Origin of the sequence: Peribacillus sp. TH27 (assembly GCF_016650915.1) — a bacterium.
GTDB lineage: Bacteria > Bacillota > Bacilli > Bacillales > DSM-1321 > Peribacillus > Peribacillus butanolivorans.
Genome location: NZ_JAEKEV010000002.1, coordinates 4,462,094 through 4,487,158 on the forward strand (window position 1 = coordinate 4,462,094; position 25,065 = coordinate 4,487,158).

The following is a 25,065-nucleotide window of genomic DNA, read 5'->3' on the forward strand; positions in this document are numbered from 1 at the left end:
ATGAGTCAGAAGAAAAAAATTCACTATGCTTGGTGGATTTTAGCAGGCTTAGCTATTATGGTCGGTATTGCAAAAGGCGGTATTATGACTGCAGGTGGATTGTTTTTAACACCTGTTACAGAGGATTTAAGCATTGGAATGGGAAGCTTATCCTTGTACTTTAGTATTTCATCAATTGTCACCATGATTTTCCTTCCAATTGCAGGTAAAATGATGGCGAAATATGATATTAGAATGATATTAGTAATAGGAGTTATTTTACAAGCAGGATCATTTGCGATGTTTGGATTAATGAATTCTGTGTGGGGTTGGTACTTGTTCTGTATCCCTATGTCAATTGGTTCCATTTTTGTTTGCCAAATGGCTGGTCCAGTATTAATTAATAACTGGTTTAAAAAGCATAATGGCTTGGCAATGGGAATTATGGTAGCCTCAGGTGGCTTATTCGGAGCAATTCTTCAACCTATGGCGGGTAACTTAATTGATAGCCAAGGCTGGAGAAATACTTATATTATTTTAGGAGTATTAGTAATGGCGATCGTTATACCAATCGTACTCTTAACGATCAGAATGGCCCCACAACAAAAAGGCTTACAACCACTTGGAGTGGACGAAGTAAAAAGTGATGAAAAAACAATTCCTAAAGCAGTAACAAGTAAAGGAGTTACTGCAGTTGTAGCAAGAAAATCCTCTGCATTTTATGCATTACTTCTATTTTTCTTCTTTATCACGGCTATAGGAAGCTTTGGTCAACATGTTGCACCATTCGCAATGGGATTGGGCTATGATGTTACATTCGCAGGTAATGCAATGGGGGGCTGGTCGCTTGGTGTGTTATTAGGAGCTTTATCCTTCGGAATATTATCTGATAAAATTGGTGCGAAAAATACAGCACTCTTTGCGATGATTTTAGGTTTAGTTCCAATTGGAATACTTTTAGCAATTCCAGAAAACTCTGCGATGTTTACGTTGGCAATTGCTATCTATGGATTTGTAGTTGCATCTATCGGTACATTAGGACCGCTACTAACAACAGCTTTGTTTGGTAATAAAGAATACAGTGAAATCTATGCTTCTGCTGTGATTGGATTAGCAGTAGCGGGGATTGTCGCTTTACCAGGATACGGATATATCTTTGAATTTACAGGTAGCTATACATCAGTACTGGTTGCAATTGCTTTTATGTTGACTATCAATTTAGTATTGATTATCCTAGCATTCAAAGGTAAAAAGAAACTCGAAGAAGCTGGGCTTTGGAACTAATTACCTCTAAACTATAACACCGTTAATATTCCTTAAAGCAATGATAATAGAAAAGGCGGGAGATTAATTCTCTCGTCTTTTTTTGACTCTTAAATAAATATTTTCACTAGATAGATTTGAAAATAAAAGTATACTTTCATAATTTGAACAGGAAAAGTTGCGAATGAAATGGGGAACTTTTACACTAAAGATATACAATATTAAATTTGACGGGTGGATCTTGATGGCTAAAACAATAGTTGAAAAATTGAATTTACAAAAATATAAAAAGGTGGCAGTCTTGCATTTACCAGATGGTGCAGATTATTTAGCGGAGTTAGCGGAATATGATACAGAGCTTTCTAAAAGTACGTATGATCTTATATTTGCTTTTGTATTAGATATGGAGTCTTTAAAAGGAATCGTAAACAAGGTAATTGAAAAAAATTATCTGAATAAAAGCGGCTATATCTTTTTGGCTTATCCCAAGAAGGGGAATAAAGTGTATCCAACGTTTATTCATCGTGATGATTTATTAGCTGGGCTAGGTGCAGATGAAAATGGTTATATTGGTTCGAGTAACATTAAGTTTGCACGTATGGTTGGATTAGATGATGTCTTTACGGTTGTCGGTCTAAAAGAAGATTCCCGAAACAAGAATCAACCATCTTCCAAAGCAAGTCAATGTGTAGATGATTATATCGCGATGATTCAGGATATAGAGAAAGATTTGCAGGATTCTCCGGATTTACTTGCGTTCTATCAATCACTCACTCCAGGGTACCGTAAAGATTGGGCACGTTATGTGTATAGTGCAAAACAAGAAGCGACAAAAGTAAAACGACGTGAAGAAATGAAAATGATTCTTGGAGAGGGTTATAAGAGTCGGGATTTATATAGAAGAGATAAATAAGTGTATTACGATGCCTTCTACTTTTCTTCTTCTGTAGTTCATCATGCATGAGCTTAGCTAGAATCTGTAAACCTTACCATAAATAAAGAAAGCTCCAACCTGAAACAGAGAGACTAGTTCACTCTCTGTTTTTTGTCATGTTCACTCTATCAAAGGCATATACTAGACCAAATTAAAATTTCAAATCGTAATAATTATGATTTGTAAAGGTGGTTGAAAAATGCTTTTGAAACGATACACGGGCAATCTGCTGTTATTGATTCTGCTGTTTTTGCTACTTGCATTCTTTTTTCTAGGCGATGTGTTTATTCCAAAAGCACTTGATTTCTCAGCCTACCCGATGCTTCATTCGGTGTTGGTTATCTTTTTGGGGTTGTTTTTAGAATCGATTCCTTTTCTGTTCTTGGGTGCAATTGCATCTTCGTTTATCCAGTTGTTTGTTAGTGAAGAAATCATTCAGCGGATGATTCCAAAAAGACCTCTTACGGCTATTTTTGCTGCGATTGCGGCGGCACTGATTATCCCGGTTTGCGAGTGTGCAATCATACCGGTCGTGCGAAGGTTAATTGTGAAGGGTGTCCCGGTTCATGCAGGTGTTGTTTTACTCGTTACCGCCCCAATCTTAAATGTCATCGTGTTCGGCTCAACTTATTATGCCTTTCAGAATAACCCGTCCATTCTATACGGAAGAATCATTCTCTGTGTTATTACGGCCGTTATTGTAGGTTTATTTATTTATATCTTCTGCAGTAAAGACGTGGTAAAAGAAGATAGGATAGAACTTGTTCATAAGCATGATCACGTTACTCCTGGGCCTAGTAAATGGACAAGCTTCATCGATCACACTTCACAGGAATTTTTTATGGTCGGCAGATACTTTATCATAGGCGCCTTGTTTGCCAGTGTATTTCAAGTTTTAATGGATCGGACTATTCTGGCCGATATCGGTCAGACACCGATTCAAGGAACAGCACTGATGATGGGAATAGCGTTTGTACTTTCGCTCTGTTCATCAGCAGATGCATTCGTTGCCGCTTCCTTTTCTCATAGTTTTCTACCGGGATCTATCCTTGGTTTCCTTGTATTTGGTCCAATGCTGGATTTGAAAAATGTTCTGATTATGCTGTCCTGTTTTAAACGGAGCTTTGTCGTCACATATGTACTGCTTGTTTTCGCAGTCGTCTTCAGTCTGTGTCTGCTCGCAGGTGTAATGATAAGTAAGGGGGGCTTCTAATGAAAAGTTTTTTTATCCAAAGACTTGAGGGACTGCTGCTACTTGGATTGGGTCTTATGATTTTTAAATTGTACGTTTCTGGTCATTTAACGAAATTAATTGCACCCAAAATGGTTCCATATGCGTTGGCTGCGCTTTTTGCTTTTTTAGGAATCAGTCTTCTGCGTATGAAAAAACAAAAACAGAGCCTGCATAATTGTGAGTGTGAATCCCATAGCGAGTCTTCACCGGCCATGAAAGTCCTGAAATATAGTTTGTTCTTCATTCCGATTATGCTTGGCTTCATTTTGACGGACTTTACATTGAGCGGAGAAGTGCTGGCAAAAAGAGGGATGGTTCAGCAACAGACTCCCTTAGTAAGTTCATACGATGCAGGGAAACACGTGAACAGTGAAAAGATTTCTGTCACAGATGACAATTACTTTGAAGTTTTGGATGATTTGCTGAACAACCTCGATACAATCGAGGGGAAGGAAATAGAGCTTTCCGGGTTTATTTATCGTGAAGATTCATTTAAAGAAAAACGAATGGCAATCGCCCGTCTCTCCATGTCCTGCTGTGTGGTCGACGCGACGTTATACGGCTATATGGTCAATGGAAATGTGAAAAATATGAAGACGAATGATTGGTACACCATTACAGGTACATTAAAAAAAGGGAGTTATAAAGGTGAAGCGGTACCGGTTATTGATTTAAAAGAGTCGAAGAAAATAAAGGCACCGGAAGAAGCTTATTTGTATGAAAATGTGGAGATTATTCAATAGATTGCTATGGGATATTGTTCCTTTTTATGGAGTGTGTTAAAATGCTTTGTAATTAGGGGTGGATAAAAATAGAAAAAGGAAAACCCTTTATGAATTCACAACTTCATCATCATACATAGTAGCTTTGCTATCCGATTGCTGAAAAATCGTGAATAGGAAAGCTATTTATCATGAACCGTATTTGATTAGAATAAATCGGCTGACATTCAGTTTGTTGAACCTAACTCTACTTCTTTAAAAGGTTCTAGAAGTAGTTATTAATTAGTGATGAAAATTATTGAAAGAAGGTACAATATTGAAACGAAATTCACTTATTATAGGAATAATAGTATTAATAATTATTTGTATAGGAGCATGGAGCTTGTTTAGAAAAAATACTACTGAAACAGATGCGATCTATCTAGACATTGCAAAATTAGAGGGTAACACTTTCACTACTAATGGAAATTTCACTGGAGGAGCCATGAAATATAGTGGCTATAAGTATAAAATAGATGGTGAAAACATGTATTTATATATAAATAACCGTCTATTGATTGGTGAATCCGGTGATTTTTTAATCAAAATTAGAGATGAGAATTTACAAAATGTAGAGAAAGTTTATTTACAAGGTCAAGATAAATCTGATTTATATCAAATTTGGCCGAATCAGGAAGACTAAACGTAACACTGCCAACACTCAAATTGAAGTGTTGGCAGTGTTTTTAATTTCTATTATCAAGCTGTTTACCTTAGTAGAAACTAGCATTATTGTTTACATAAACCTCTTTATCGGCATTGAACATGCAATCTCAAGTTGTTATCTTCCTAGATACACAATATCTGGATCATTCACTGACCCCAGATCTACATCCTCCATTCCGACTGTTGAAGGATAACGCAATTCATGCTTGTGAAATTCCCTTGAAAAGATCATAGATAGGATCCTCAATTTTTGGACTGTTGAAAATCAACAGTCCAAAAAACACTAATTACGCACTCACAATAAAAATCACTGAAAGGATAAAATAAGTAAGTTTGATATCAAAAATCTTGGTGTTCCCATTACAAAATGATCAATCTTTTTTACTAAAGCATTCTTTTTGTTTATTTATCAGCGTATTAGAATTAAATTCCGATCAATAATATTCCAAAATTAAGACCCCTGTCAGCCCATCTGTTAATAATTTAAGATATCGTGAATATGCTAGTGTTTGCCTAGTATATTATCAAAGGTAATATCAGTTTTCCTAATGCTCTTTTCATTATTTTTTCATTCTTTCCAGAACTTCATCGCTTTTTTATTAGAGGTATAGATGGTCACATGTTTTAGTATTGCTAAGTGTTTATAAGATTCTCCTTCTTCCTTTACGAAGCTCTTCATGCTGTTTTTCAACACGATTTAATAGTTTATTAACTTCAAGAAAATCAATTTTTTCTTTCGGTATATCTTCGCTGAATTTGAATTAAAGAAAAACACAATTCAATAAATTTTTTTACAGCGACAGCTCATCCCTGATAATAAACAGGGTGCAATTATACATAGATTAAAATCTATGTTTTTCGAACCAAATAAAGTTGGTTGATTGCTAAAGCAAAGTTGGAATAAAACGGACCAATCCCTCGGTAATTTACACTTTTCGTCATCAGCTGAATCAACGAAAACTAAGAGCTGTAGTAAGAAAAACTGACCCAACATAGTTGTGGTACTAGGCAAAGCCTAGTAATTTTATGGGTACAAACTATTTATTCAACTGGGTTTACATGGGACTCAACTTTTAACCAAGTGGGCAGACTTGGGGTATTGTTCCTTTTTATGGAGTGTGTTAAAATACTTTGTAATTAGGGGTGGATGAAAATGGAAGAAGGAAAAACCTTTATGAATTCACAACTTCATCATCATACACAGTAGCTTTGCTATCCGATTGCTGAAAAATCGTGAATAGGAAAGCTATTTATTATGAACCGTATTTGATTAGTAAGTTAATCAGATGCGGTTTTTTTATTTTTTCTAACAAAAGGAGGAGTTTTAATGAAGAAGATGGCTTATCAAAATGTAAAAGGTACACAGGATTATTTACCACAAGATGAAGCAATTCGTAATCAGGTTAAAAGGACTTTAGAGGATGTTTTCCTTCTTTATGGCTGTCAGTCAATTGAAACACCAATTTTGAATTATACAGAATTACTTGCTTCGAAATATGGAGGAGGAGCGGAAATATTAAAAGAAATGTACACACTGACTGATCAGGGCAAACGGGAATTAGCCCTTCGTTATGACTTAACCATTCCTTTTGCAAAGGTCGTCGCAATGAACCCAGGAATAAGGAAGCCGTTTAAGCGGTATGAAATCGGAAAAGTGTTTCGTGATGGACCAATTAAGGCAGGGAGGTTTCGTGAGTTCACCCAATGCGATGTTGATATAGTTGGCGTGGAATCACAGGCGGCGGAGGCAGAGCTAATGATGATGGCGATTGAGGCCTTTCAGAAGTTGGGTTTAGATGTGCGTATTCAATATAACAACCGGAAGCTATTAGCGGGCATGCTTGAAGTGCTGGGTGTCCCTAAGTCTGAAATAGCTGATGTGACACTAACTTTGGATAAACTTGAAAAAATATCGATAGAGGGTGTTTCACAAGAGTTAGAGAGAAAACAAGTGGCAGTTGAAACGATAAATGCAATTAGAAGTTGGCTAAAAATAGGGAAAACAATCGATTTGAATTTCTTCAAAGGCTTGGCGACAGATAATATTCTACTCCAAGAAGGAGTAAAGGAATTATCGGAGTTAAAAGGATTATTGAAATACTTACAACTTGAGGATATCTGCATCTTTAATCCATTTTTAGCTAGAGGACTTGAGATATACACTGGAACGGTATATGAAATTTTTCTTGCTGACGGCGAATTAAAGTCGAGTATTGGAAGTGGAGGAAGATATGACAATGCAATCGGCGGGCTTGCAGGTACAAATGATAAAGTCTCAACTGTAGGTATTTCTTTTGGTCTGGATGTGATTTTAACTGCTTTGAAAAGTACAAATCAAACAAAAAATGTTTCTAATCTTGACTACTATATTATTCCAATTGGTATGGAGAAAGAAGCATTAGGTGTGGCCAAAGAATACCGCCAAAAGGGATACAAAGTGGAAGTCGAATTAACTGGCAAAAAGATAAGTAAGGCATTGGATAGGGCGAACAAAGAAGGGATTCAGGCTGTCATGATAATTGGGGAAAATGAGGTGAACGAGAATATCATTAAATTAAAGGATTTGAAAACCGGGGAAGAGGCATCACTTCCGTTTATGTTTTGACAACTTACAATGACATGTTTCTCAGTTTTTTCATAGCATAATGGGAAAAGGAACAGGGAGGTTTTTATACATGTATGGGTACGAAACGTATGAAGATGATTGGAGTAGACAGCAGAATAAATTAGTCCGTCAGCTTGAAAAGGCGATAAATGGCGAGTACAGCGCCATCCAGTGTTACGAGAAATTAGCTGAATTAGCACCGGATGAGAAGCAGCGGAAGCGGATTATGGAAATTAGGGAAGATGAGGTCAAGCATTTTCAGAGATTTGCTCAGATTTATACCAGTTTGACGGGGGTGCAGCCACAGCCTAAAGTGACGGAATCGTGCCCTGAGTCCTATAGAGACGGGGTGGAATTTGCGTTCCAGGATGAGCAGGAAACCGTAGATTTTTATAGAGAAGTGGCAGATGGTGCGGCTGATCGATCCGTAATCAAGGCATTCAATCGTGCTGCCGCCGATGAGCAAAATCATGCCGTGTGGTTTTTATATTACTTAGTCGGCTTAAAAGGATGATTAATTCTTATGAGGGTCGAATTAATTGCGTGAGGGACGAATTATCCTTTTGAAGGTCGAATTATTTGCGTGAAGGACGAATTATCCTTCCCAACGGTCGAATTAATCCATTTACAGCTTATGCTGCAATCATACAAAAAAAATAAGCTAGGAAAAATCCTAGCTTATTTATTAATTATGCTGCAAAATCCAACTCTGTAAAAGCGTCACTTTTTCGCAGACAACTTCTGGTTCATAATAGCAGGACTCTTTGACGCTTTTGGCGAAATCGTCAGTGAAATTATCCCGCATAAGAGTAGTCCAACACCAAACCAAGACATTAGAGTCAAGCTCTCTCCGATGAGGAATACGCCTAGAAGCGCGGCTGTCAGAGGCTCAGCGAGTGACAGGGAAACGGCTGTTGATGATGGAACAGATAAAAGCCCTTTATTAAAAAGTAAGTAGGCAACTGCGGTAGCGAGAAGACCAAGATGGAGGCTGACGGCCAACCCGTTTGTGGTTCCTATCCAGCTGATATCAAATATAAATAACATAGGTGCTAAAAGCAGGGCGCTGAAACAAAAGATGACCGCAGCGGTTGCTTCTGGAGGCTGTTTATCCAAAATCTTTTTACTTACCAGTGTGTATACTGTAAAGGAAGCCCCAGCACCAAGCGCAAGCAAGGCACCTACTGGATCAATGGTAACAGAACCTTGATTGGAAAAAAGAAGCAAACATCCGGCAATTGATAAACCTGTTGCCATCCACCATCTCGGGGATGGACGTTTTTTACCAAATAGCCATTCAAGGAAGCCGGCGATAATAGGGGCGCTGCTAAGTGTAATAATGGTTCCGATGGCGATTCCGGTCATGCTGACAGCTGTGAAAAATAGTGGTTGATAACAGGCCATACCTAGCGTCGCCAAAATGGTTTCTTTTATTGGCCAATTGTGTAGAGTTATTTTTTTTTGCCAGATTGCAATGACCAATAAGGCAGTACCACCAACAGCCAGGCGGACGGAACCAATCGCAATTGGGTGGGCGTCATCAGGGGCGAAAGATTGAGCTGTTCCGGTTGTTCCCCAAAGCATAGCGCCAAGTATGACGAGTAAATATGGGTATTTACCATTCATGAACGTTCTCCTGTCATTAAAGATTTAAAATTCAGACTATAAAAGTATATCAATAATGCTCTCTTTATCAAATAGGCTGGGGTCATTTGTTCGGAAGAACGGAACATAGTATAATGGCCTTACATATATCATGTGAAAAGTGGAGATAGGATTTGTAAGGGGGGATAAGCATGTCTTCAGGTAATCGAAATAATCAAATTGGGCCGCCGCGATTTGCTATTGCCATTCACTCACTGGTTTGGCTTGCTCAAAGCGGGAAGCTTTTGACGAGTTCAGCGATAGCTTCGAAGGTGAATTCACATGCGACGTTTTTACGCCGAGTGATGGCTCAGCTTGCTGTTGCAGGGATTGTCGAAACAAAGGAAGGGCGCGATGGTGGATATAGTTTGAAAGTGCCTGCCTCTCAGCTGACTTTAGCGGATGTGTATCAAGCCGTACGCCCAGAATGTCTTGTTTGTATGGAAACGAGTGAATGCGGCGAAGTTGGGAAGCAGTTGGATACGGCTTTGGAAGAAATCATGAATGAAGCAGAACAGGAAACATTGCGCCTATTAAAGGGGTATACGTTAGAAGAGTTTATGAAAAAAGTCGACTTTGCCAATTTTGAAAAAGAGTGTCTAGGGTAATATCCTTGCAAGAGGATACCCAAGATTATATAATGTGCTTAATGTGATTGCATTAAATGAAGGGGGTTTTTACATGAAGGTAGAAATTTGGTCTGATTATCAATGTCCGTTTTGTTATATAGGAAAGCGTCGGTTCGAGGAGGCCTTGAGCCAATTTGAAAATAAAAATCAGGTAGAGGTTTCGTTTCGCAGTTTTGAGTTGAACCCGGAGGCTGAACGTGATATTAAGATGACCTCGAATGAAATGCTTGCGAAGAAATATGGCATGTCGCAAGCGGAAGTAGAAGCGAGCAGCCAAAATCTGACCCAACAGGCTAAAGAATTGGGACTCGATTATCATTTTGACAAGGTGGTCTTAACGAATTCGTTTGATGCTCACCGCTTGATGCATTTTGCTGAATCAAAAGGTAAAGATAATGAAATGAATGAACGCCTTTTTAAAGCATACTTTACGGAAGGCAAACATATTGGTGATCATGCTACATTGGCTAGTTTGGCTGAAGAGGCCGGCCTTGAAAAGTCTGAGGCAGAAACCATGCTAGCAGGCACTGCATTCACGGCGGAGGTTAGAGGGAACGAGCAAGAAGGAAGCCTGCTTGGAATTACAGGTGTCCCATTCTTCGTCATTAATCGCAAGTATGGCATCTCAGGAGCTCAGCCAACAGAGGCGTTCCTGGATACGCTGAAAAAGGTATGGGCTGAGGAAAATCCGCTTCAAATGGTGAATGATCCAGCAACAGGTGAAGCTTGTACGGACGGTTCTTGTAACGTACCGGAAAAATAAAGCAGATATGAAAACGGAGACCCGAAATCAGGGTCTCTTTTTTACTTCTTTCAAAATGAATGTTAAGACCTTGGACTGATAGGATTGTGTATCTAATTATGGAAAGATAATGAAGAGTCTTTTGTTTTCTATAGTTTCATAGACTGAAAATTTGTATAATAGGTGAGATAGCTAAGAGGTTTCAAAATTGAATATACATATGGAGGGTTATGAATGAGTAAGCTTAACGGCAGAACCATTGCTCTATTGGGAGCGAGGAAAACAGAAGAAATAAGTAAAATTGTTCATAATCTTGGGGGCGTACCGCTAGTTCGTCCAGCACAGGGGACGGTCTTCCTTGATGATTCTCATCTAGAGGAGGATGTCACCCGTTTAATTGCAGGAGAGTATGATTGGATCATTCTCACGACTGGAGTGGGAACGGAACTTCTATATAAAACCGCTGTGAAGATGGAAGCAGAGGCTCGTTTTATAGAAGCTTTGCAGTCTATGAAAATTGCAGCTCGTGGTTATAAAACGGCGAATATGCTGAAAAAACTAGGCCTGCAGCCATTAATCCGTGACGATGATGGCAGTACGGCAGGGCTCGTTCGCAATCTAGAGGGCCATTTGTTTGGAGATGTAAAGGTCGCATTGCAACTGCACGGGGACCCGGCACCTCTTTTAATGAATTGGTTGGATGAACAAAAGGTAGAGCATAAAGAAATTCTTCCATACGAACATATTCCGCCGGAAACAGAAACGATGCAGCAGCTGATCGAAGAAATTCTTGGAGGGAAAATAGATTCTGTCGTGTTCACGAGCGCACCGCAGCCTCGTAATTTGATGAAATTTGCCCGTGAACAAGGTGTGGAAGATAAAATAATCGACTGGTTTAAATCCGATGTGATTGCTCTTGCAGTTGGAAAAGTAACGGCGCAGGTCGTAATCGATGAAGGAATCAAGCGGGTCATTTATCCAGAAGATCAAAGAATGGGTAGTGCATTAATCGAACTGGTGAAATATTATCATGCCATTTCAAGTAAGTAAGAAGATAGAGGTGAAGTGATGACCAAGGCCAAGGGGAAAGTCTATTTTGTGGGGGCAGGTCCAGGCGATGAAGGTCTGATTACCGTCAAAGGGCAAAGAGCGATTGAAAAAGCGGATGTGATTTTATATGACCGGTTGCTCAATCCGAAGCTTTTGGAAGCTGCTCCTCCTCATTGTGAATTGATGTATTGTGGAAAGACGCCTTATACAAAGGGCATTAGGCAAGAGATAATCAATGAGCTGCTCGTTTCCAAAGCGCTGGCAGGACACAATGTCGTCCGTTTGAAAGGCGGCGATCCTGCCGTTTTTGGAAGAGTTGGGGAGGAAGCGGAATCGTTGAAAGAAAAAGACATTCCATTTGAAATCATTCCAGGAGTTACGTCGAGCATTGCCGCTTCCATGTATGCAGGAGTCCCCGTGACCCATCGGGATTATGGACGTTCCTTTGCGATGGTGACAGGCCATGAACGTACCAAACAGGAAATAGATTGGACTGGGCTTGTACATAGTGTAGATACCGTTGCATTTTATATGGGAGTAGCCAATCTTCCGAATATCTGTGAAAACTTGATCAGTTATGGAAAATCAAAGAACACGCCGGTACTCGTCATTCAATGGGGCACCTATGGAAGACAAGAAACGGTGGAGGGGACCCTGGCCAATATAGTGGAAATGGTAAGTGAAAAGTCGCTTCAGAACCCGGCTATCACCTTGGTCGGGGATATCATTTTACTAAGAAAAAGGCTGCAATGGTTTGAAAAGAAACCACTATATGGGCAGCAGTTTTTAGTAGCTAGAACGGGAACGACAAAAAGTTCCTTGGCGGAGAACCTTTATGAACTTGGGGGCGATGTCATCGAGTTTCCTAAATGGATTACGACAAAAGTAAAAGCTAAAAAAAGTCAGCTGCTATCTTTCCTTTTGTATGATCGGATGCTCTTTACCTCCCCAGAGAGTGTTCATGGGTTTTTAGATTTACTCACAGAGTATGCTATAGACTTCCGCCAAATTTCGGCCAAGCTTTATGTGGTATCGAGGAAATCGAAGAAAGTCTTACAGCAACGCGGGTTAATTGCAGCTCTCAAATCAGAGATGACGGAAGACGGAACTCTGCTGATTATAGGAGATCGGAAAAAGGAACACTTGGATCCAAATTATGGGGACGAGGACTATTTTCAATCTATCGAAAAATATGTGGATGAAAGATTTCTTGAAATTCTTCCGAGAATGCTAGAAGAAAATGCTGTTGATACGGTTCTTTTTTCTAATCAGCATTCAGTGGATATGCTGATGGATTATGGGGACAAGGCAGGCGTTGATGTTAGCGGGATGTTAACTCAAGCTACCATCGGGGTAATCGGGAAAAGTACCGGCAGGATACTTAAAGACTTTGGGTTTACGCCGGATATAATGCCGCATGAACCGTCTGTCGAGCAATTGGTGGCTTTGATTGTGAATAGGAATGTTTTTAGGCTCTGATACAGAGCCTTTTTTCCATTTTCCAGCCAAAATAATGGTGATAAATGGTATGCTTTTTCTTTGGAGGGGATTTGTTGCTGATAAAGATTCAAATTTCGTTGGTGTTTAGTATAATAGCCCTATCATCTTATAGTTTGATCACTAGGAATGTAGACTACTCTTCATACACCTTATTTTTATTAGGAGCTTTTGTGTTGTTTGTGGGAATAGAAAAACTTCGGAATGACCGAAAAGTTCGAGGGTATGTTTGTATCTTAGTAGCTTTATTTGTCCTTTTAGTTTCTTTACAAGGTTTTAGTAACTAAGCGATGGTTAATCATTTAATTTCAGGTGGTGATATTATGAATTATATTGGTGATATATTATGGCAATTATTTTACCTCGCTCTTCTTGTACTTTTAGTCGTAATGGTTGTGAAGGTTTTCCGTTTCTTTATAAAACACATGACAAAAATGCATCATTTAGAAAATAAAGTAGATAAATTAAACGAACAGTTAAAAAAGAAGGATGATTAACGGCTCTATATCTGAGTCGTTTTTTTATATGCCTTTATGAGTCTTCTTCAATTCAATCCTGTAGCTTCGGAACTAGTCTTATGGAAGGGTGGGTGTTTTTCATTAATAGAGTATTAGTTAGTCTCGCAATAATCATATTTATATTAAATTTTTTCATATCACCTGTATTTTTTGGTGAAGAACCTAGTTCCAATGGTACGTTTATCGGATTAATTTTATTATGCATCTGTCTTATTAGCCTTATTGATGAAGTGAAGAAAAAATAATAATAGAATAGCAGAGCCGTGTTTATGCTCTCAAAAAAAGCCTGAGGATGTTTAAGAAAAGTCTTTTATTCCTTCCCAGATTGGGTATTATATATAAGTAACTTTTCTAGGGAGGCGAATGAATTGAAACGGACATGGGAATTTGTATTAAGTATTATTGGCGTGAGTATCGCTGCGATTTCATTAATCGTGACGATTATAGCAGCGGTTTATATCAACAGTATCGATGTAACAGAAATAGTAGACTACTCATTAATGACAGAGTCAGAGTTTTCAACGTCTGATATGGATATGTCAATCAAGTTTTTTATTGGCTTATTATGGGCTGGGATTATATCCTTGTTTATTACATTGGCTGGCGGCCTGATTGCTATCTTTCTAGTAAAAAGCGGCAAAGTGAAGGCAGCCGGAATCTTATTCATCATTACAGGCATTCTGACCATCTTTCATGTATGGCCCCTTATCTTCTTCATCGTGCCGGGTATCATGTGTCTGGTGCGGAAACCGAGTGAACCGGTAGATGTGATTGTATAATAGAATAGCCACATAGCGCCGAAAAGTCTAACCATAAGATAGGAAAAATTTTAACCATAATAAATACATATTCTTGTGATTGGAAAAGAAAGAAGCTGACTCGATAATGTGAGTCAGCTTCTTTTGTTCTAGGTAATAAACAAATTGTTTATCCTTTTTAGGAATTTGATTTCAAAAAACCAATTTTATTCCAGTAATCGTTACAATTACTAGATTATCATGTTAGAATTATTATAAATTTAAATATAAATAGACTGGAGTTTGATTCATGAAGTTACCTTTAGTAAAGGCTGGAATAGTAGCCTGTTTAACATTCAGTTTGTTCAATGGACAGGCTTTTGCAGCGTCTGAATTAACCAATGCCTGCTCATCATTTGGTGAGATTCAACCGAATGTAAATCCTTCCTATCCACAGATTAACTGCTTACTCACTAATGCAGCATTAAAAGCTGAAATCCCTCCTGAAGTGGTAAAGGCCGTGGCTACGCAGGAAAACGGGGATTGGAGGCAATTTAATGATGCTGGCAAGCCTATTAAATCCGACGATGGCGGTATCGGTCTTATGCAGCTTACCGATAAACGTGGGTATGACCAGAAAAAGTTGGAAAATGATATAGTTTATAATATTGAAGCTGGCGTCGAGGTCCTGAGCAGTATGTATTCAAGAAAAGATTTGCCGAAAATCAAAGGTGCAGGACGTAAAGTTATTGAAAATTGGTATTTCCCTGTCATGGCATACAATGGGACAAAACCTGTGAACAGTCCTCTTTACCAGGAAACTGGGAAAATAAATACGAATGCATATCAAGAAGAGGTTTTTGCTGAGATAGAAAAACAAAGTTATTTGAATGATACAAAACTAGCAAAATATCCATTCAGAACATCCGACTTTCAATATGATCGTGAAAGCACTGAAAATATCACCTTTAAAATGCTGGAATACACACTGGCCGATCAAACGCATGACTCTGCTTATTGGTTCAAGGCAGGAGACAAAGTGGTGACGACACTAGATGTGAGAATACGGAAAGAAGCAAATACTTCGTCAGGTTCCAATACCGTGCCAAACGGTACAAACTTGGTCATCAGCGGGGATTTTGTCTATGACAGTTCTAAGATTAATAAATTTGTCTGGTACCCCGTACAAACTGAAGATCAAAAGGTGAAGGGCTATGTTTCATCAGCTTACATTGCGAAGAAACAATCAAGTCCTGGTGTGCCAATTAAGGATACGGTTAAACCTGTCATTTCAGGTGCCGCAAATAAAACAATCAGACTTAATTCTTCATTTAATCCAAAAACAAACGTGAGTGCTAATGATAATGCAGACGGCAGTTTGACTAGTAAAATCAAGGTAACGGGTACGGTAAATACAAAGAAAAAAGGAACGTATACATTAAAGTATACAGTCACTGATCAATCAAAAAATGTTACGACAGTTACAAGAAAGATCACCATAGATAGCACCAAACCAGTCATTTCCGGCGCCAAGAGTAAAACCGTTGTCTATAACTCAGCTTTTAATTCTAAATCAGGAGTAACGGCGAAAGATAATTTGGATGGCAGTTTGACTAGTAAAATCAAGGTAACGGGTACGGTAAATACAAAGAAAAAAGGAACGTATACATTAAAGTATACAGTCACTGATCAATCGAAGAATGTTACAACTGTTACGAGAAAGATCACCATAGATAGCACCAAGCCAGTCATTTCCGGAGCCAAAGATAAAACCATTAGCTATAACTCGGAATTTAACCCTAAATCAGGGGTAACGGCGAAAGATAATTTGGATGGCAGTTTAACAAGTAAAATCAAAATCACAGGGACCGTAAATACCAAGAAAAAGGGTACCTATACATTGACTTATACGGTTACGGATAAGTCCAAAAACAAGGCATTAGTAAAAAGGAAAATCACAGTTAAATAGATAGAAAACAAGGGATTCCGGAATATTGGAATCCCTTTTTGCTTGAATGCGGATGCATGCTGGAATGTTTTCGGCAGAACAATGTAATTATAATAGTAGAAAGAGCTTAATAAATGAAGTTCTTGGTTGGTGTATATGAGCAAATATTGATTTAAATGTTATAATTGTAAATAGATGTAATATCGAAGTTGTCTGGGGGGAGATAGTGTAATGGGCAAAGAAGAGGGTCATGTAAATTGGATGGATCAGATATTTCGGGACTATGAAAAGGACGGCGGTCTGAAGAATAATCCTGGCTTTGGAAAACCGCTTCCGAAGTCGGCATTATCGGGAAATATGTATGATAATTTCTTAACGAAGGCCAAAGACGCCGGTTTCCTTCCGCTTTGGATTAAATGGCAAAAAGAAATCCGGGGAGAGCTATCTGACGTGGTTCGATTAAAAAAAATGAATTCATCTGAATCAGAATTAACCAAACGAATTGAAGAAATTAATGAGAAAGTACGTACATATAATGGTATTTGTCCGACACAAATGCAACGTCGGGAAATCGAGTGGGGAAGCATCGAAGTTCAGTATGAAAAATGGAAGTGATAGATAAAGTGCAAAATGTGGGTATTTGTATGACGTGATTATGAATGGATTATGATATAATGACATGAATAAAAAACAGAGAGAGGGACTTCGTTTGGAAAAAAGAAAAGAAGTTTTTTCATGGATAAAAGCGATCGGGATTGCAGTCATTCTGGCCTTTCTAATTCGAACATATATTTTTGCACCTATTGTCGTAGATGGTGAGTCAATGATGCCAACACTACAAGACCACGAACGAATTGTACTTAATAAGTTTGGAACAAACATCGATAGTATTGACAGGTTTGATATTGTTGTTTTTCATGCAACGGTAGATAAAGATTATATAAAACGGGTTATCGGTCTGCCAGGTGACCATATAGAATATAAAGATGATACGCTTTATATTAATGGAAAAGCATATGAAGAACCCTACCTAGACAAATATAAGAATCAGATGGCAGGCGTGCCGCTGACCGATTCTTTCAAGCTCGAGGATATAACCGGCAGCATGACAGTGCCAGATGATCAGCTGTTCCTTATGGGGGACAATCGCCAAAATAGTTTGGATAGCCGTGAAATCGGCACGATTTCCGTCGACGAAATTGTCGGCAAAGCGAATCTAGTGTATTGGCCGATCAAGGAAATAAAAATTGTAAAATAAAAGGAAGCGGACTCGATTGTCGAGTCCGCTTTATTGTTGGAAAAACTTATATCGGTGAAGAGATGAACCGAATGTTCCCATTTTCATCTTGATGAATCGTTTTCCCAGGATCTACTTCGATTGTTAATGGGTGAATCTCTGCAGCCCGGTCTGAAAAGAACCAGCGCCGTCCCGGTTTGCTTAATAAAATGAACACACCATTGCTGCCCATGAAAGAAATGCCATTAGGATTCAAAGTGCCGTTATCCCGGGGGGAAATACCAAAGTCGATTAGTTGCTGGCCGATCGCATCGATTTTGGCAGTTGTTAAATTAATCTCACCAATGCTTAATAAAGAATCCATTGAGAAAGGCACTTCACTTTCTGGTGCAATTGAATGCCTGGCAATAAACTCTACAATATTGCCGGTCGGATCGGTGAAATATAGCGAGTGTGCATTGAGGTGGCTGAAGTAAACTTCATCATCGCCATCTTCCGTATTTAAAGAAGTCCGTGCTTTGATCCATTGCTTCGCTTCTTGAAATTGATTGGACGGGATATTGAAGGCAAAATGATAAAAGGGTTTACTTCCGTTTTTTGTTTCTGTAAAAGCCAATTCGCTTGCCCCTGCTTTTATAGTAAAGCCATGATGACTCTCGTCTAGCAATTTGGCATTTAGCAATTCGACATAAAATTTCTTCATTTCAGCAATGTCACTCGCAATAAGACTCACTTTTTTAATCAGCATATTTATCACCTTTCTTCATTCAGTTTCTATCATTGTAATTTAAATCTTCCTTAATAAACCAATTTGGAGTTTGTGTATTCTCTTTTTTTCTTTTTTCATTAAAACCAACTTATATGGGTTAAATTAGGTTATCCTATTATAAAGAAGTAATCACGTTAACCAGGCCCGTATCAGAAATTGGATTACTTTATTAAAAGGGTGTCTGAGATGGAGTACTAGAGATGGACATGGTAAAAGATTTAATATCAAACTATGGTTATTTTGCGATATATGGACTGCTGGCCCTCGGAATTATTGGTTTGCCGGTACCTGATGAGTTTATGATGACTTTTGTCGGCTATTTGTCGTCCATTGCTGTTTTAAATGTCCAAGGGGCATTCCTCGTCAGTTTTCTTGGGTCGATTTCTGGAATGCTGGTCAGTTACTTTATTGGTAAAAAGGTAGGCAAGCCTTTTTTGAGAAAGCACGGCAAGTGGATTAAGATGACTCCGGCAAGGCTGGAAAGGCTGGAGAAATGGTTCAATAAATACGGTCCGTGGACCATTATTATTGCATATTTCATCCCAGGTGTTCGCCACTTCGCCAGTTATTTTTCTGGGATGAACGGGATGGGGAAACGAAAATATATTATTTTCGCAGGTGCAGGAGCTTTCAGCTGGTGTTTTGTATTTACAGCTTTTGGCTATTTTATTGGTGTCTTAACTTAAATTATTTGGGGGAGAACTGACTTCCTTAAGTGGGCCCGAGTTTTAAAATAATGAAACAAAACAACCCCGTTTTTGAATTTCAGAAACGGGGTTGTTTATTGTTAACTTTTATTATTGAGCAGAATATCCACCGTCGATAACTAGCTCAGCACCAGTAACGTATGAAGCTTCATCAGATGCTAGGTAAAGCACTGCATTTGCAATATCAGCTGGTTGACCTAAACGTTGTAATGGAGTCGCTTTAACCATTTGGTTTACAAGTTCTTTTGATTCTTCTAATTTTTGTGTCATTGGTGTTTCGATAATACCAGGGAATATGGCATTAACACGGACGCCCATGCGGCCATATTGTGTTGCAGCAGCCTTAGAAATAGCACGAACAGCACCTTTAGAAGCTGAATAAGCGTTTAAACCCATACCGATTTGAGCTGTAAAGGAAGAAATATTTACAACAGCGCCTTTTCCTTCTTCAACCATGTAAGGAACAACATGTTTCATACCAAGGAAAGGTCCAAATCCGTTAACACTTAACATTAGTTGCCAATCAGCCAATGTTGTATCATTAATTTGTTTTTCTGTTGAGATTCCAGCATTGTTGACTAGGATGTCAACTCTACCAAATTTCTCAATAACAGTATCCATCATTTTTTTCCAGCTTTCGTCAGAAGATACATCAAGAAGTGTACCATAGACATTATCTAGCTCGTTCACTTTTGCAACAGCTTTTTCATTGATGTCAGCAGCAATAACTTGAGCTCCTTCTTTTGTGAATAGGTCTACCATTTCTCTACCCATACCGGATGCTCCTCCAGTAATAAGTGCCACTTTATTAGTTAATCTTCCCATCATAATCACTCCTAATAGATTTTTAAAAGCTGGACAATATGACCACGCATAGTGCAAAAGTTGTATGATCAACGAGCAATACTATAACTCCTTTATGAATCCGTCAAGCATTTTATTTTTCCGTTTACACATTGCCTTTTTCTTGCTGGGAAAAAAGATGTTGTAAATCTGGGAAAGTTGATATATTTAAATAGACTTCCCACTCCCTGGTTCAAAAACAAAACATACAGGTATAGTTGAAAGCGTTGTCAATCTTGTAATATTCAAATTTTGATTCCGTAAATTGTCAATATACAAAAATAGCTTAACCGTTCTATTTGATAATACTCACCAGCAACCTTGTAGATCCTTTCGCACGTTATCATGGTCTTCGTTTGAGAAAAGCACTATATATTTCCTAGCAACTTTTGTTGATGAGTACCATATGTTCAATTCTAGTGATTAAAATCGAATACTGCAAACTTTTTGTACTTTCAATACAAAATTTTATAACATCATTCCATTTCTTGTTTTTCAGGCGTTTGAGAAGTCTTTTATGTAAAAAGGAGGTAATTTATTGATGAATCACAGAATGTATCTATCCTTGGCCATTCCTCTTACGATTTCGACAATGAGTACGCCTTTGCTTGGGGCGGTTGATACGGCTGTGGTTGGAAAGTTGAGTGATCCTGCTTATATCGGCGGGGTAGCTGTTGGAACCATTATTTTTAATACGATGTATTGGCTTTTTGGTTTTCTGCGAGTTAGTACATCTGCCTTCGCTGCACAAGCAGAGGGGGCTAGGGATGAGACACAAAGCCTGATGGCCTTGATTCGTCCTTTTATGATAGCGGCAATTATCGGTCTTCTTTTTATCGTAATTCAGAAGCCCATTTTAAATGTTTCCTTAGCTGCAATCACGCCGGAATCGGATGTTGCCGCCTTTGCATCTGACTATTTCAGTATTCGGATCTGGGGTGCGCCTTTTGCGTTAATGAACTATGTCATTCTAGGCTGGTTAATTGGAAAATCCCGCATAAAAACATCTCTGTTCATTCAAGTTTTCATGAACCTGATCAATATTGTCCTGTGCTTGCTTTTTGTAAATAGGTTTTCCTGGTCTGTATCAGGAGTCGCTACGGCTTCATTGATTTCAGAGATTGCAGCTTTCTTCGTTGGTTTGTTGGTGATTAGGAAGGTAGTTTCCATACCTGAAACCTTTTCTTTACGAGCGGGATTCGATTATACTTCCTTGAAAAAAATGATGGTGGTGAACAGGGATTTATTTATCAGGACAATTTGTTTGATTACGGTTTTTAATCTTTTCACGGCCAAAGGAGCCACTTTTGGGACAGAGACTTTGGCAGCCAATGCTGTACTCATTCAAATTCACTATCTGATGGCATATTGCTTTGATGGTTTTGCAAATGCATCGAGTCTTCTGATTGGGAAAGCCATTGGTTCGAGAGATGTACACCTTTATAAAAAAACGCTAGCTCTTTCAGCGCAATGGGGCCTGTATGCCTCTCTCATACTTGCTGTTTTATACTGGTTATTTAGCGATAAAATTATTCTGCTCTTCACGAATATCCCAGGAGTCATTGAACTGACCCATGTATACGGACTTTGGATAGTCATATTCCCATTCACAGCCTTTATCGGACTCATTTTCTATGGAGTGTTTACGGGTGCTACTGAAGCTGTTCCTGTACGGAACTCCATGCTTCTTGCGCTGCTGGCCTTTCTGTTTGTCCAGTTTTTGGCCGTCCCGCAACATGGCAATCATGGATTATGGCTTGCCTTTCTTATATTCAGTTTAGGTCGTTCCTTATTTTTAGCGTTATACATCCCGAGGTTAAACAGAAAAATAATGATTCTAATGGACGAAGAGAGTTTAGTGAAGACACCCTCTTATAATTGAGAGAGGGTGTTTTTTAGTTGCAACGGTCATTTTGACAGTAGTTTGACGTTAGTGATAAAACGGGAATACTTAAAAAAGGTATCAACGCTTGGCGAATCAGATAATAAAAGTGATAAAATAAAAAATATATATAAAAGAGGAGTTGTCGTATTTTGAGTGAAATGAATTGGCGTGAAGAAGTTGAGAAACGGAAAATGGACATACTACTGGATACGCAAAATTTATTAAAAATAAAAAGCGTACTGGATGAAGAACATCCGACAGAAGAGGCTCCATTTGGTAAAGGGGTAAAGGAAGCGCTTGATTACATGCTTCAGTTAGCCGAAAAAGACGGTTTTACTGTGAAGAATGTCGATAATGTCGCCGGCCATATTGAAATGGGTGAAGGCGAGGAGTTGATCGGTATTTTATGTCATGTCGATGTTGTTCCTGAAGGAGATGGCTGGAGTTCGGATCCGTTTGGCGCTGAGATCCGTAATGGTCGTATTTATGCTCGTGGGGCAATTGATGATAAAGGGCCGACGATGGCTGCCTATCATGCAATGAAGCTTGTCAGGGAGATTGGTAAGCCTTTGAACAAACGTGTGCGGATGATTATCGGAACGGATGAGGAATCAAACTGGCGCTGTGTTGGCCGTTATTTTGAAGTGGAAGAAATGCCTTCGATGGGCTTTGCGCCAGATGCTGACTTCCCAATCATCAGTGCGGAAAAGGGAATCTGGGATTTCTCAGTTATACATCCAGCCGATGCAGGCAATGGAACGAACTCCGAAGTGAATGTTATTGAATTTTCATCAGGCCGAAGAACGAATATGGTACCAGATTTCGCAACGGCTACAGTGGAAGCTGTAAATCCCGCTGAAGTTGTGACAAACTATCAAAATTATCTTCAAAAATATTCGTTGAAGGGGCAAGCCGTACCACAAAAAAATCAAGTGCTTCTAGAACTGAACGGCGTTTCAGCTCATGCAATGGAGCCGAAAAATGGAGTCAATGCAGGTATGTATCTAGCTGTATTTTTAGCAGACCTAACACTTGATCCGCATGCGAAATCCTACTTTACTTTCATTAAGAATTATTTGTTTGAAGATTCCCGTGGAAATAATTTAGGTGTGGCTTACACAGATGAGCAAACAGGTGAATTGACGGTTAATGCCGGAGTATTCAACTATTCCAAACAGGGTGACAGTTCCATTGGCTTCAGTATGCGCTACCCGGTAACATTTGAATGGGAACAGCAAAAAGCGGCATTAGAAGAAAGACTTGCAGCATATAATTTGCGTGTGGAGTCTAATTCGCATTCAACGCCTCACTATGTGAACAGCGAAAGTTTCCTGATTAAGACGCTGCAGCAAGTGTATGAAGCAGAGACCGGTGATAAAGCAGAACTCCTTTCAATTGGCGGTGGCACTTATGCCCGTTCATTGAAGGAAGGCGTCGCATTCGGCCCGCTTTTTCCAGGCAGTGAAGATATTGCGCATCAAAAGGATGAATATATTGTTATTGAAGATATGCTTAAGGCAACAGCGATTTATGCACGTGCCATTTATGAATTAGCTAAATAAGAGGCTGAGAGGGAGAAAGAAAGACATGGGAAAAATCATTTATAACGGCGAACTTAAAACAAGGTCGGACGTAAAGGTTGATATTGAGGACCGAGGTTATCAATTTGGTGACGGGATATATGAAGTCATTCGAGTTTATAACGGCGAAGTATTTGCGAGTAATATGCATGTAAACCGTCTAATGGACAGTGCAAAAATGATTCAGCTGAAGGTCCCTTTTACTGTAGCGGAAATCGAAGCTCGAGTTAAAGAACTAATCGCTGAAGATAAACTACGGAACGGGATTGTCTACATGCAATTGACGAGGGGAGTGTGCTCGCGCACTCACGCTTTTCCAATTAATGAGGTGGAGCCGGTCTTTGTCGCCTATACGAAAGAAATGCCCTATACAGGAAAAGTGAAGCCTGGGGTCAAGGCCGTGACGACCGACGACATCCGCTGGTTGCGCTGTAATATTAAAAGCTTGAATCTACTAGGTAACATATTGGCTAAGCAACAAGCAGTGGAAGCTAGCTGTGACGAAGCAATTCAGCATCGTGATGGGACGGTAACGGAAGGAAGTTCATCTAACGTCGCTATCATGGTGAATGGGACATTGAAAACGCATCCGGCCACCAACTTGATTCTGAATGGGATTACTCGTCAGGTGATGCTAAAACTATGCGCCGATAATGATATTCCCTATGTCGAAGAAGCCTTCACAGTCGAGGAAATGATGGCAGCTGATGAGGTCCTCTACACGAGTACAAGTGTAGAAGTGACACCGATTATTAACATCGATGGACAATCGATTGCTAATGGAGAACCAGGACCGATTACCAAAAGTCTGCAAAAACTGTTTTCTGAAGAAATTGAGAGACAATGCGGTGCCGTTTAAAGAGAATTAATAAGTGCCCCCCTGCCACGCGGCAAGGGGGTTTTACATTTCACGTTTTTATATCCCCATTCGTTTTCCTCTTATTCGTTATCGGAATTCAAGCATTTTAACAATTAAAACCTTTTGTGATTTTTTTGTATTCCAATCTAATAGTTAAAAAGCTGATATATATATAATATGTGTTAACTAAAAAAAAATGTGGTTTACAAAAATCTTTTCTACTATTATTATTTAAACAAGGCATGGAGGTCGACCGGTCTAAACCTTAATCAAATGTATGTACAAAAGAATTCAATCTATTTCGAATGTTTAGGAATTTAATATTTTTAAAATGGTTACTATGCAAAATTGATTAATTTGTATAGTGCAAATGGAGAGGGAAATTATATGACAACCAAAGAAATGGTTTATTCAGCATTGTTTGCAGCATTAATCGGAGTTTTAGGGTTAATCCCTCCAATTCCTTTAGGATTCATACCGGTACCAATTACTGCACAAACATTAGGCGTTATGCTTGCGGGATGCTTTTTAGGTAGAAAAATGGGCGGATTGAGTTTAATAGTTTTTATAGTATTGGTTGCAATTGGTGCGCCGTTATTAACAGGTGGCCGTGGTGGACTTGCTGTATTGGTGGGGCCTTCAGCAGGGTATATTTGGAGTTGGCCGCTAGCTGCTTTTATCATCGGTTACTTCACTGAAAAAGTCTGGTCCAACGTCAAAACATGGAAAGTCGTTATCGTTAACATATTTGGCGGGGTGCTTTTGATTAACTTAATTGGTGCACCTATTATGGCTCTTATTACAAATACATCGGTATGGGTAGGTTTAATGGCGAGTATTGCGTTTTTACCAGGGGATTTAATTAAAGCATTCATTGCAGCGATAATTGCTGTGCAATTAAAATCAGTGAGTCCAATTCAAGAACGACTGGCAGCAGCAGAAGAGGAATAATGACTACAAATGGTGGGACGGTTTTCT

The 25,065-nt window shown here is 39.0% G+C and carries 25 protein-coding genes; 22 read left to right on the forward strand and 3 right to left on the reverse strand.

Annotation, left to right across the window (positions count from 1 at the left end; all coding sequences use genetic code 11):
- The 7 genes from JFU24_RS22835 to JFU24_RS22865 all read left to right on the forward strand — a co-directional run bounded on the left by JFU24_RS22835 (position 1) and on the right by JFU24_RS22865 (position 7,956).
- The gene (locus tag JFU24_RS22835; RefSeq protein ID WP_201250544.1) at positions 1 to 1,263 is read left to right on the forward strand and encodes an MFS transporter; all 1,263 of its coding nucleotides are present in this window, start codon (positions 1 to 3) and stop codon (positions 1,261 to 1,263) included.
- A 223-nt stretch (positions 1,264 to 1,486) separates the two neighbouring features.
- The gene (locus JFU24_RS22840; protein WP_201250545.1) at positions 1,487 to 2,155 is read left to right on the forward strand and encodes a YdeI/OmpD-associated family protein; all 669 of its coding nucleotides are present in this window, start codon (positions 1,487 to 1,489) and stop codon (positions 2,153 to 2,155) included.
- A gap of 220 nt (positions 2,156 to 2,375) precedes the next feature.
- Entirely contained in the window at positions 2,376 to 3,389 is a 1,014-nt protein-coding gene (locus tag JFU24_RS22845; RefSeq protein ID WP_201250546.1) for a permease, read from the forward strand.
- A complete protein-coding gene (locus JFU24_RS22850; RefSeq protein ID WP_201250547.1) occupies positions 3,389 to 4,153 on the forward strand; it encodes a TIGR03943 family putative permease subunit in 765 nt (254 codons plus the stop codon). Before JFU24_RS22845 ends, JFU24_RS22850 begins: the two co-directional genes overlap by 1 nt.
- Before the next feature lie 295 nt (positions 4,154 to 4,448).
- Entirely contained in the window at positions 4,449 to 4,814 is a 366-nt protein-coding gene (locus JFU24_RS22855; protein WP_201250548.1) for a hypothetical protein, read from the forward strand.
- Between the two features lie 1,350 nt (positions 4,815 to 6,164).
- Positions 6,165 to 7,442 carry a histidine--tRNA ligase gene (locus tag JFU24_RS22860; RefSeq protein ID WP_274608146.1) on the forward strand — a complete coding sequence of 426 codons (1,278 nt, stop codon included), beginning with the start codon at positions 6,165 to 6,167 and terminating at the stop codon, positions 7,440 to 7,442.
- 70 nt (positions 7,443 to 7,512) lie between these two features.
- Positions 7,513 to 7,956 (forward strand): ferritin-like domain-containing protein, encoded by a 444-nt coding sequence (locus JFU24_RS22865; RefSeq protein ID WP_201223351.1) that lies wholly within the window; start codon positions 7,513 to 7,515, stop codon positions 7,954 to 7,956.
- A gap of 206 nt (positions 7,957 to 8,162) precedes the next feature.
- Here JFU24_RS22865 and JFU24_RS22870 read toward each other — a convergent pair whose 3' ends face one another.
- Positions 8,163 to 9,068 carry an EamA family transporter gene (locus JFU24_RS22870; RefSeq protein WP_201250549.1) on the reverse strand — a complete coding sequence of 302 codons (906 nt, stop codon included), beginning with the start codon at positions 9,066 to 9,068 and terminating at the stop codon, positions 8,163 to 8,165.
- A 170-nt stretch (positions 9,069 to 9,238) separates the two neighbouring features.
- On the opposite strand from JFU24_RS22870, the gene JFU24_RS22875 reads away from it, so the two are divergent.
- The 10 genes from JFU24_RS22875 to lepB all read left to right on the forward strand — a co-directional run bounded on the left by JFU24_RS22875 (position 9,239) and on the right by lepB (position 17,465).
- The gene (locus JFU24_RS22875; protein ID WP_201186266.1) at positions 9,239 to 9,694 is read left to right on the forward strand and encodes an RrF2 family transcriptional regulator; all 456 of its coding nucleotides are present in this window, start codon (positions 9,239 to 9,241) and stop codon (positions 9,692 to 9,694) included.
- A gap of 73 nt (positions 9,695 to 9,767) precedes the next feature.
- Positions 9,768 to 10,478 (forward strand): DsbA family oxidoreductase, encoded by a 711-nt coding sequence (locus JFU24_RS22880; protein WP_201250550.1) that lies wholly within the window; start codon positions 9,768 to 9,770, stop codon positions 10,476 to 10,478.
- A gap of 213 nt (positions 10,479 to 10,691) precedes the next feature.
- Positions 10,692 to 11,507, forward strand: a complete 816-nt coding sequence (locus JFU24_RS22885) for a uroporphyrinogen-III synthase (RefSeq protein WP_201186262.1) — start codon at positions 10,692 to 10,694, stop codon at positions 11,505 to 11,507.
- Between the two features lie 18 nt (positions 11,508 to 11,525).
- Positions 11,526 to 12,986, forward strand: a complete 1,461-nt coding sequence (cobA, locus tag JFU24_RS22890; protein ID WP_201250551.1) for a uroporphyrinogen-III C-methyltransferase — start codon at positions 11,526 to 11,528, stop codon at positions 12,984 to 12,986.
- Between the two features lie 44 nt (positions 12,987 to 13,030).
- Complete coding sequence (locus tag JFU24_RS31415) at positions 13,031 to 13,291, forward strand: DUF3953 domain-containing protein (protein ID WP_397443376.1); 261 nt, start codon at positions 13,031 to 13,033, stop codon at positions 13,289 to 13,291.
- Between the two features lie 36 nt (positions 13,292 to 13,327).
- Positions 13,328 to 13,501 (forward strand): hypothetical protein, encoded by a 174-nt coding sequence (locus JFU24_RS22900; RefSeq protein WP_201186257.1) that lies wholly within the window; start codon positions 13,328 to 13,330, stop codon positions 13,499 to 13,501.
- Positions 13,502 to 13,890: 389 nt separating this feature from the next.
- Positions 13,891 to 14,301 (forward strand): DUF4064 domain-containing protein, encoded by a 411-nt coding sequence (locus JFU24_RS22905; protein ID WP_201250552.1) that lies wholly within the window; start codon positions 13,891 to 13,893, stop codon positions 14,299 to 14,301.
- Positions 14,302 to 14,569: 268 nt separating this feature from the next.
- Positions 14,570 to 16,228, forward strand: coding sequence for an immunoglobulin-like domain-containing protein (locus tag JFU24_RS22910; RefSeq protein WP_201250553.1), 1,659 nt, complete (start codon positions 14,570 to 14,572; stop codon positions 16,226 to 16,228).
- A 210-nt stretch (positions 16,229 to 16,438) separates the two neighbouring features.
- Positions 16,439 to 16,822: a DnaJ family domain-containing protein gene (locus JFU24_RS22915; RefSeq protein ID WP_053347359.1), complete on the forward strand. Its 384-nt coding sequence runs from the start codon at positions 16,439 to 16,441 to the stop codon at positions 16,820 to 16,822.
- A gap of 64 nt (positions 16,823 to 16,886) precedes the next feature.
- Positions 16,887 to 17,465: a signal peptidase I gene (lepB, locus tag JFU24_RS22920; protein WP_098175739.1), complete on the forward strand. Its 579-nt coding sequence runs from the start codon at positions 16,887 to 16,889 to the stop codon at positions 17,463 to 17,465.
- A 46-nt stretch (positions 17,466 to 17,511) separates the two neighbouring features.
- Here lepB and JFU24_RS22925 read toward each other — a convergent pair whose 3' ends face one another.
- A complete protein-coding gene (locus JFU24_RS22925) occupies positions 17,512 to 18,192 on the reverse strand; it encodes a VOC family protein (RefSeq protein WP_201186251.1) in 681 nt (226 codons plus the stop codon).
- 221 nt (positions 18,193 to 18,413) lie between these two features.
- On the opposite strand from JFU24_RS22925, the gene JFU24_RS22930 reads away from it, so the two are divergent.
- On the forward strand, positions 18,414 to 18,899 hold the full coding sequence (locus JFU24_RS22930) for a DedA family protein (protein ID WP_201186249.1): 486 nt from the start codon (positions 18,414 to 18,416) through the stop codon (positions 18,897 to 18,899).
- A 111-nt stretch (positions 18,900 to 19,010) separates the two neighbouring features.
- Here JFU24_RS22930 and JFU24_RS22935 read toward each other — a convergent pair whose 3' ends face one another.
- The gene (locus tag JFU24_RS22935) at positions 19,011 to 19,745 is read right to left on the reverse strand and encodes an SDR family NAD(P)-dependent oxidoreductase (RefSeq protein ID WP_053347355.1); all 735 of its coding nucleotides are present in this window, start codon (positions 19,743 to 19,745) and stop codon (positions 19,011 to 19,013) included.
- Between the two features lie 559 nt (positions 19,746 to 20,304).
- On the opposite strand from JFU24_RS22935, the gene JFU24_RS22940 reads away from it, so the two are divergent.
- The 4 genes from JFU24_RS22940 to JFU24_RS22955 all read left to right on the forward strand — a co-directional run bounded on the left by JFU24_RS22940 (position 20,305) and on the right by JFU24_RS22955 (position 25,038).
- Positions 20,305 to 21,645, forward strand: a complete 1,341-nt coding sequence (locus JFU24_RS22940) for an MATE family efflux transporter (protein WP_201250554.1) — start codon at positions 20,305 to 20,307, stop codon at positions 21,643 to 21,645.
- Positions 21,646 to 21,797: 152 nt separating this feature from the next.
- A complete protein-coding gene (gene pepV, locus JFU24_RS22945) occupies positions 21,798 to 23,210 on the forward strand; it encodes a dipeptidase PepV (protein WP_201250555.1) in 1,413 nt (470 codons plus the stop codon).
- Positions 23,211 to 23,235: 25 nt separating this feature from the next.
- Positions 23,236 to 24,087 (forward strand): D-amino-acid transaminase, encoded by an 852-nt coding sequence (dat, locus tag JFU24_RS22950; RefSeq protein WP_201186241.1) that lies wholly within the window; start codon positions 23,236 to 23,238, stop codon positions 24,085 to 24,087.
- Between the two features lie 387 nt (positions 24,088 to 24,474).
- On the forward strand, positions 24,475 to 25,038 hold the full coding sequence (locus JFU24_RS22955; RefSeq protein WP_201223358.1) for a biotin transporter BioY: 564 nt from the start codon (positions 24,475 to 24,477) through the stop codon (positions 25,036 to 25,038).
- The last annotated feature ends 27 nt before the right edge of the window (positions 25,039 to 25,065 follow it).